The organism is Calothrix sp. CBUCES-K 9914, from assembly GCF_059640475.1.
The window spans coordinates 1-9,480 of the sequence record NZ_JBXXZH010000319.1; the positions used below are offsets into that span (position 1 = coordinate 1).

5 protein-coding genes and 1 pseudogene are annotated in these 9,480 nt (G+C 38.9%); 2 read left to right on the top strand and 4 right to left on the bottom strand.

Features of this window, described 5'->3' with window-relative positions; translation table 11 throughout:
* Positions 1 to 142 precede the first annotated feature (142 nt).
* Positions 143 to 1,201, bottom strand: coding sequence for a heterocyst master regulator PatR (gene patR, locus AC2JBO_RS39565; RefSeq protein WP_496959104.1), 1,059 nt, complete (start codon positions 1,199 to 1,201; stop codon positions 143 to 145).
* A 576-nt stretch (positions 1,202 to 1,777) separates the two neighbouring features.
* Between patR and AC2JBO_RS39570 the strand changes: the two genes are divergently transcribed.
* A complete protein-coding gene (locus AC2JBO_RS39570; RefSeq protein WP_496959105.1) occupies positions 1,778 to 2,647 on the top strand; it encodes a tetratricopeptide repeat protein in 870 nt (289 codons plus the stop codon).
* A gap of 2 nt (positions 2,648 to 2,649) precedes the next feature.
* On the opposite strand, the pseudogene AC2JBO_RS39575 reads toward AC2JBO_RS39570, so the two are convergent.
* Both AC2JBO_RS39575 and AC2JBO_RS39580 read right to left on the bottom strand, forming a co-directional pair.
* Positions 2,650 to 2,982, bottom strand: a pseudogene (locus tag AC2JBO_RS39575) (TMEM165/GDT1 family protein); the annotation flags it as partial.
* A gap of 41 nt (positions 2,983 to 3,023) precedes the next feature.
* Entirely contained in the window at positions 3,024 to 5,630 is a 2,607-nt protein-coding gene (locus tag AC2JBO_RS39580) for a bifunctional diguanylate cyclase/phosphodiesterase (RefSeq protein ID WP_496959106.1), read from the bottom strand.
* A gap of 605 nt (positions 5,631 to 6,235) precedes the next feature.
* Here AC2JBO_RS39580 and AC2JBO_RS39585 point away from each other — a divergent pair.
* Entirely contained in the window at positions 6,236 to 8,461 is a 2,226-nt protein-coding gene (locus AC2JBO_RS39585; RefSeq protein WP_496959107.1) for a family 1 glycosylhydrolase, read from the top strand.
* Between the two features lie 115 nt (positions 8,462 to 8,576).
* Here AC2JBO_RS39585 and AC2JBO_RS39590 read toward each other — a convergent pair whose 3' ends face one another.
* The gene (locus AC2JBO_RS39590) at positions 8,577 to 9,059 is read right to left on the bottom strand and encodes a cupin domain-containing protein (protein WP_496959108.1); all 483 of its coding nucleotides are present in this window, start codon (positions 9,057 to 9,059) and stop codon (positions 8,577 to 8,579) included.
* Positions 9,060 to 9,480: the final 421 nt, after the last annotated feature.

Here is a 9,480-nt window from a genome sequence, read left to right on the forward strand (position 1 = left end):
GCTGAGTGCTGAGTAATGAGTGCTGAGTGCTGAGTGCTGAGTAATGAGTGCTGAGTGCTGAGTAATGAGTGCTGAGTGCTGAGTAATGAGTGCTAACTCCTAATTTCTACTCAGCACTCAGCACTTTCTACTCAGCACTCTATTACGATTCTTCTAATTTTGGGCGTTTAACAGGTTTGGGTGTTGGGCGCCCAGAATTTGAGGTTGGGTTTGGTGTAGGTCTTGGGACAGCGCCTTTGTCAGTACTACCTTTTTTAATAGGAAGTGGAGTTTCACCATTAGCTGGTCTGCGGAATGGCTTTTTAGAACCATCACCTTTATTAAAGCTATTAAAGCTATTAAAGGGGCGCCTTGCTCCTCCTGCTCCTCCCTTAAAGGGTGGTCGGCGTTTTTTGGGCAAGTCGGCAATTGCTTTTCCACTTTCGATAGCTAGCATATCACCTTGGCGTATGACTTCTAAATCCCAAAACTTTCCTACAGCCCTACTATCAAGGTTGCCCTTGAGTTTAAGCTTGAAATATTTAGGTTTATCATCTTGCTTGCGTGGAGCTTGCTTGATTTTCATAACTAAATTGCTACCATCTTGCGCTTGGTAAACAACCTCACCACGCACAGAAAAGGCACCATCTAGTATTTTAGATGAAGGTGTAAAAACCTCTTGTGACTCATCAGAATCTACAGATGTAGGTTGTTCTGATTGTTCTGATTGTTCTGATACTTCAGATTTTTCTTTCTGTTCGATATTTTTCGCAGTCAGACTTTCTGGCTCCCAAACACCAACTACTTGCAGGTGTAATTGGTCATTTTCTTGACGAGTACGGGGATAAACAACCCACAAGTGTTCTTGTTGTAAGTCGAGATGATTTTTTACCAAGCTCATAATCCGTCCAAGGAGAACGGCATTTATAGAGGCGCCATCTGCGGTAACAAGTACACCTTGAGTAAATTGTTCGGCACTGCTAATATAACGACCTCGAACTAGCCCGATTGCTCGGTACTGCATCGGTTCGCTAGGTGGTGGAATTGGAGAAATACGATTCGTGCTGTCATACAAAGCATTATCTATACTGTCCGACGAATTTTCTTCTTTAGAAGTATGGTTAAGCGTCGAAATTTCAGTGGATGCTTGGTTGCTAGCTGAATCGAGATTTAACTTAATTGGTAAGGTCGGTTCGGATGACGACATCAGGTCGGAATTCATAGCAACTCCTTGCGACGGAGATACATCCCCGCAATGGGATTTAACATGCGTAAACTGGTTTTAGAGCGTTTATGCGGTTGAATAGAAAGTATATTTCTTCCATAATCACCGTGGAGAGCGTACCTTATGTGATACTGAAGACGTGACACCAGTTGTTTCAACGAGGAAAACTCTTTGAAAGATACTGACAAGGTAACGTATTCATCTCACACATTTAGGTGTAATTTAGCGTCTTTATACTAGTTTCGGAAGCGTATCACAGTTACAATTCTGACGATTCCTCCTAAAGTTAGCACTCTATGACTGCTTTGCTTTTTGGTATTTGTTATAAAGTTCACTGGATAAACGTGGTATTCCGCAAAGTTTTCCAAATTTTTAAATTTTTCGCCCGAACGCTACAATTTCAGCACGAGCTTTACACAAATCGGCATATGAGCGATAAATTAGGGTTTTATGTGCTTTCATCATAATCAACCCATTTAATGCTTGAAGTATAAAATGTAAGTTTTCCTATTTTTTGTCAAACTTATCGGGAGAGAAGATTATAATGTCACGTTCAGTTTTAGGGAGGGGTTTGTGACTGAATCAGGAAATCGCTGGATAGTTAGAGTCATACTCGTGCTAGGTATTTTGGTTTTTGCGGGAGTTTCAGTGGCTCCCATGATTACTGCCTTTAATGAATCGCACGCTGGAAACAGCAATACTGCGAGTAATACTAAAGGCAATGCGCCACCTGTTGACCAAAAATCTAAGCTACAAGACGAGGTACGAGGCTTAGAACTAGTTTTACAAAGAGAACCAGAAAATCAAACTGCGCTGAAAGCTTTGTTGCAAGCGCGTTTACAATTGCTGGCGCTGAAGCAAGGAGAAATAAAAGATGTAATTCCACCATTGGAAAAGCTTGCCAAGCTTAACCCTGACCAAACTAAGTACGCTGTTTTATTGGCTCAAGCAAAACAGCAAATGGGAGATAACGAAGGCGCCGCACAAACTCTACGCACGGTTTTGACGACGAAACCTGGAGATATGGATGCTTTACAGTCGATGGTGGCGTTACAGATGAGTCAGAAACGCCCCGAAGCTGCTATTGGTTTGTTACAAGAAGCTTTAAAGTCGGCGCCTCAAGCAAACAAAATTCAACCTGGTAGCGTTGATACAATCGCTATCCAGGTTTTAATGGGCAATATCCACGCTTCCCAAAAGCGATATGGAAAAGCTTTTGAAATCTATGAGCAAGCGACCAAGAGCGACCCGAAAGATTTTCGTCCAATTTGGGCAAAAGCGCTCGTTCTCAAAGAACAAGGCAAAATTGACGAGGCTAAACCTTTATTTGCCAGTGCTGTGGAGAAGGCGCCTGCTCAATACAAAGACGAAATCAACAAAACCGCAAAAGAAGCATCTGCTCCTACTCCTACACCCACACCTACGGCTACTTCAACACCCTAGTTCTATTTTGGGGTTTTTTCAAACACTGCTAAAATCCCAAATAGTATAAATAGACACCCACCGATAAAAGTTAACTGGCGCTCGCTAATGCGTCCACACAGCATTTTGCCGCAGGTAACGGCAATTGCTGCACAAATCGCATGTCCTAAAACGGCGCCAGATGCCAAACCAATTGGGTTATTATTAATTGCGAGTGAAATTGTTGAGAGTTGAGTTCTATCTCCCCACTCAGCTACAAATGTTAACAAGAATCCTTCGAGCCAAATTCCCCAAGTGGTTTTTCGACCAAGTTGTGCTTCTGCTTTGATAACTGCTTCTTCTGCTTCTTTGAGTACGTGTTTACAGAAGTAAAGTAGGTGCGGCATAGCCCTTACTACTATGCAAAATATTTTGTTAACAATGTTGTTGCTTGAGTTTTGGTTAGAGGCGCCGAAAACAAGTAACCTTGAACTTGTTGACAACCAATCGAGTGCAATACTTCTAACTGTTCTTGAGTTTCAACGCCTTCTGCGACTACATCCATTTCTAACTTGTGTGCAAGTAAAATCATTGCTTCGACAATTGCTTTAGTTCTGTCGTTTACTGTTAAACGTGAGATGAAAGAATAATCTATCTTAAGTTTGCAAAATGGAAATTGGTGTAAATAACTCAGAGAAGAATATCCGGTTCCAAAATCATCAATAATTAATGAAAGTCCTAAATTATTTATCTGTAGGAGTTTTGCTTTTGTAGACTCGTAATGATTAATTAAGTTATTCTCAGTAATCTCTAGTGTAATCCTGTTTGTATTAACACCTGTATCGACAATGATTTTTTCTATTTGTTCAACTAAATCAGGTTGTAAAAGTTGCTTTCCAGAGAAGTTTACGCTGATGAAGAGGTCTTGAGGTAGGTTTAACTGTTGCCAAATTTGCATTTGACGACAAACAGTACGTAATACCCAAGCATCAATTTTGATAATCAATCCAGTTTCTTCAGCTATTGGGATAAATCTAGCGGGGGGTATAGTATTGGACGCAGGATGTTGCCAGCGTACCAGTGCTTCAAACCCAGAAATTTGGTTTGTAATAATATTAATAATCGGTTGATAGTAAACAACAAATTCTTCGTTTTCTAGAGCGCGTCTTAAATCCATCTCTAGCTGTAATCTGTCAACAGCTTTAGCGTGCATTTGAGCATCGAAAACACGGTATCTACATTTCCCATCGGATTTGGAGCAGTATAAGGCAATATCAGCGTCGCGTAAAAAATCTAAGGCTTTTTTGGTTCCGTTTGTACTGGTAACAATACCAATACTTGTTGTAATAAAAACTTTTTTTTCGCTTAAGTAAAACGGTTGTTGACACACTTGTAAGATTTGCTCTGCGACTTGAATTGCATCATGGATATCTGTAATATTCTCTAGTAATATTAAAAACTCGTCTCCACCGAAGCGCGCGAGTGTGTCCTTTGGAAAGATACAGCTTTTTAGTCTTTTTGTCACCTCAACTAACAGTTCATCCCCTGCAAAATGCCCAAGACTATCATTAATGAGCTTGAAAAAATCTAAGTCAAGAAACAAAACTGCGAAATCATAACTTGAAGTAATACTTGTATGATTAATAATATTAATATTATTAATGCTTCTATCACGCCGCTGAATTGCCTCTTCTAATTTTTGCTTGAATGCAGTTTGATTCAGCAAACCTGTTAAAGCATCGTGGTTAGCATTGTATTCCAACTTTGAGAAAGAGTTTTGCAACTGTTGTGCGCTATCATTAAATGCTCTTGCTAACAATGTTAGTTCGTAAGTGTTTGATTCGGGTACACGAGAAGACCAATCACCTTGACAAAGAGCATCTGCTGCATTAATAGTTCGTAAGATTGGGTGAATCAACCAACGAGAAGTTACAATCCCCATTGCTGTTGCTAAACCTAAAGCCATGAAACATAATAATATAGTTATTTGAGTATTTTTATTAATCGTTTTCATGAAATCAGCTTCAGAAACGACGACTACAATTAACCAGTCCAAACCATATCTTTCTTGAAACGGTGTAATTTGTAAAAGTTTTCGCTGTCCATTAAAATCAAAATCCAATATCTGTTTTCTTTGAATCTGGCGCCAATTGCCCAAACTCTCAGAAATAAACTTGCCTGTAGCAGCAATTACAGAATTTTCACTCTCGCTTGCTGTAATTCCTTGAATCTGTTTTTTAAAAGGAATGCTACCATTTGATGTAGCGATTAATTTACCAGAATGGTCTACAATAAAAGTATTGCCCGATTGCCCGACTTTTATATCTTCGAGAAATTTACTAATTGAAGATAGCAAACAATCAACTCCAATAACTCCTTGCAATTTGCCCGAATCATCGTAAATAGGTTGAGCTAAAGCAAGCTTCATTTCTTTGCGAATAAAATCTGGGTAAGGTCTACTCCATACTGCTTTTCCTGCTTTGAGCGCATCTTGATACCAGGGTCTAACGCGAGGGTCATATTCTTGCAATTTTAAGATAAGATTTGTTGCATTTCCTTGGTTATCAGTTTCGTAGCGATAGAATAAGCCGTTTGTAGATTGTCCGGCTCTACCAATTCTCCACAAATCATCTTCTTGCAATCCTAAACCTGTAAACTCTCCTCGATAATTGCCAAAGTACATGGCGGAACCGCATACTTTATCGAACAAAAACCTTTGTTGCCAAAAACTTCGAGTAATGCTATTTGGGTCTTCTAAATCTAAATGATTGAACCGAATGTTCTCCTCATTGATTCGGTTTACCGCTTGCGAGCTTTCTAAATATTGTCGAAGTCCTTGGGTAATACGTTGTGTTACCTCTTCGCGAAGTTGAGCAGTCAATTCGTTAACTGCTTTTTGTCCATTATATAATGATATCCATCCAGTCAGTCCGACTGCTGCAAAAATTAGTAATACGAAAGGTACTACAAGGAGTAGACGTAGAGGTACTTTGCGAGTATGCGTAGATGCGGCATATTTGGACATGCGGTTTGCAAATTAGCTAACAGTTAAAAAATGTTAAAAATGCAGCTAGGAACACATGGAACTTGATACTAATGTTAACGTTTTGCAATTGTCTATTGTTACAAACACTTACAAACATTAGAAAAATTAATAGTTGTGATTATTGTAGAGGCGCCGCTTTACCCCTACAATAAGATATGTCAATAGTAAACCTATATATTTATAAGTGTTTATCTATAGTTAAAATGCTTTCTCGGCGCCTATTACGAACAAGCTTACGAGCTAGTGGCGCGTTTAGTATTATTTTACTATATACAATGGTGCTGATATCCAACTTATTATCAACAGCTTTGATGAAATTTCGCACACCTTCAATATAAAATTTTCTACAACCATCGCGAAGACATTGCAATGGATGTAACGGATGTAACGGATGGTTAATTTGAAAAAACTAGATTTTGTTTGTAACTAATAACTCATCCGTTACATCCGTTTATAATCCGTTGCCAATCTTTCTGGAATTTGTGATGGATGCTGGGGAGTTAAATATATAACGTGAAATTTTTTGTTGATTTAGTAATCTGTTGTTAATTCTTTGTTAATTAATAATTATAGGAGTTATTGTAATGTCGATTACACCGTTTCCCGAATCATTCATGTTTGGTGTAGCTACAGCAGATCACCAATGCGAAGCATACGAAAAGGAATATGAAGACCTTCGGGACGTGTGGGAGCGTCGTCGGGGTCTAACTGCTCGTGGTCGAGCTACTGATTTTTGGAACCGCTATCCCGAAGATATTGCGCTCGCTAAATCTCTTGGTTGTAATACATTCCGTTTTTCAATTGCTTGGTCGCGCGTGGAACCTAGACCGGGTGAATTTAACGAAGCAGCTTTTGAGCATTACCGTCAAGTGATTGCGACTATTCATAGTTATGGTATGGAGCCAATTGTAACGCTGCATCATTTTACCCATCCAGTGCATGTTGAAGCACGTGGCGGTTTAACATCACCCGATTTTCCGATTATTTTTGCTCAATACACTACTGAAGTAGCAAAACGTTTAGGTCATTTAGCACGCTATTGGATTACTTTTAATGAACCTAGTCAACTTGTTTATGGATACGTAAAACCTTGGTGGGAACGTGCGTATTTTATGCCACCTGGTTTAGAACGTGCTGCTTCGATGGCACAGCAGATGGATAAAGTTGGCGATTTGATCAAAAATTTATTTGTCGCTCATACGCGCGCGCGAGCTATTCTCAAACAGTACAATACAGATGCTCAAGTTGGCGCCAATCCAATGTTATTGGGTTTACCTTTATGGTTACAGCGATTAGTAGACCGTAACGTCACAAACCTTCGCAGTAAGGAAGATTTAATTAAACAAGGTCGTAGATTTACTGAACGTGCCTTGTTGGAAAAAGGACAAGTTGATGTTGTATTGGCAACTTTAACAGTAACACCAGAACGCTCACAGCAAATCGCATTTTCAGAAGTTTACTATATAGCAGCGGAAATGTTACTAGTGAAAGTGAGTAGTGCAATTCACAATTTTGAAAGCTTGGCTAGTAAAAAAATTGCCGTCGTCAAAAGTACTACTGCCCAAAGCAATATTAATTATATTTTACCTACTGTTGAAGTTAAGGTAGTGTCCGATTATGAAGAAGCATTACGTCAATTAGATTTTGAGCAAGTTGACGCAATACTCGCCGATGATAGTATTTTGCTAGGAATGGCAAAGCAGCATCCAGGGCAATATAGATTTATTGAGAAGCGATTAACGAGCGAACCATATGCTGCAGCAGTTGTAAAAGGTGATAGAGTTTTACTTAATGCTGTAGATGGAGCTATTCGCAATTTTAAAGAATCAGGCGCCTTTGAGGAACGATTTGCTCAACACTTTCCTGGACACCCTGTACCAGAAATTCCGCGTATAGGAAGACGTTCGACCTTAGCTGATATCAGTACAGGAATGGAAAAAGCAATTCATTCAACTTTATCTACTCCTTCTCCTCTACCTGTTGCCAAACCTGGAACACCCTTACGTCGTATTCAAGATAGAGGTTATATAATTGTTGCAGTTAAAGATAATGTTCCAGGTTTTGGTTATTTTGACCAGGATAAAAAAGAATTTAGCGGTTTGGAAATTGATTTAGCCCGTTCTATTGCACAAGCTATTTTTGGAGATAATAGCAAAGTCAAATTTCATGTCGTTAAAACTGAGGAGCGAGTACCTTTACTTCGTTCGGTCGTGCAAATCTTTGACCCTATTTTAAAAACATTTAGTATTCTTTCAACTTCGTTAACAAGTAACTGGTGGCATTTAGGAATGGCAGGTAAATTATCTGAATTTCTTTGTCCTTCTGAGTGTGTAGGACAACAAGATTTTGTTGGTTTTGATTATTACTGGGGTACAAGTAACTTACGCATCAACCGTATTCGACAATTAATGGATGCTGCGTTTGGAAGATACAGTAATGCTCCTGTTTGGTCTGGGGTTCTTTACGACATGCTTAAGTTCCATGCTAAATTATTTCCAGATAAAGAAATAATGATTGTTGAAAATGGCTGCGTTGAAGTCGCTGATGGTGTAACGCGCGAAGAATATTTACAAAAACATATGCGTGAAATTCAACGCGCTCAGTCAGAAGGTGTAAAAATTATTGGCTATGTCAGTTGGAGTTTGACATCTAATCGTGAATGGGGTTTAAAGTTCGATAAAAATAGCGATTTTGGTTTGTATCATATTCAACTTGATACAGATGAAGATTTAAGGCGCCAGGTAACTCCTGCTGGTCTAGCATATCAACAAATTATAGACAAACGAACCACAACTGTTCCATGTCAATAATTTGAAAAAATCACACACCTTGTAAGGTGGGCACTGCCCACCATACGAACAGGTGCCCACTATGAACCAGCATTCAACATTATAAAGATGAGTAAGGTAATACAATGCATTAGTTTTATCTGTTTTCAGGATTGATTAAAATAGTTTTTGGTTGATTAGTATTAAATAGAGAAGCAGACAAGAGAATAACCGGACTGTTTGTTTGATTGTCTCCGTAATGAACCATCCCACCAGGCTCAACTAAAGAATCTCCTACTGTCATCCGTATAGTTTTTCCTTCGGAAAGAATCAATTGTGTACCATTTGCTTTTGTTACTTTGGCTTCTCCTTTCATAACAGTATAAGTTAAAGTCCCTGCCTCCACTCGTTCAATTTGCATTCCCGGATGATAATGAATAGGGAGTTTTACTTTTGGTGCAATTGTATAACGCACAAGTTCCAGAATCTGCTTTTTATCTTGAGTAGGATAACCATTAGCTAAAACTTCACGTGTGACAGACTTAGTATAAGTATTTTGTGATAATGTTGCTCGGTTATTAACAAGTATGCTACTAAAAGCTAGGGTCGCTAGGAGGAAAATCAGAAATAACTTTTTCATAATTTAAGTTTTTGTTTTAGGTGATTTAAAAAAGGCTAAGTTATTGGTATGAATGCAAAACTACTTATGTAGACTACCTAAATATATCAAGTTTCACGCTACGGTTAGGTGCCCCGTCAGCATGAAAATACAAAAAGGTTAAAAAATATAGTTTATTGGTACTACATAAAAGATAGGCGCCAACAGAGGAATAATTAAATTATCCTAAAATGACCGTGACGATTTTCTATTACCACCATGACTCAAAGCCTAGCCGTTACAGAGGATATTACGACTTTTCGCGACTGTTGAGATCGAAGCAGTTGCAATACTACTCGGTTAAGACATTTTACTAAAATACAATCCCCCCTTCCACGCGGCAGGGCTGATTCATTCCCTAAAAAGCTCGAAAAATCAAGGGTTTCGCGCAATTTTTGATTGG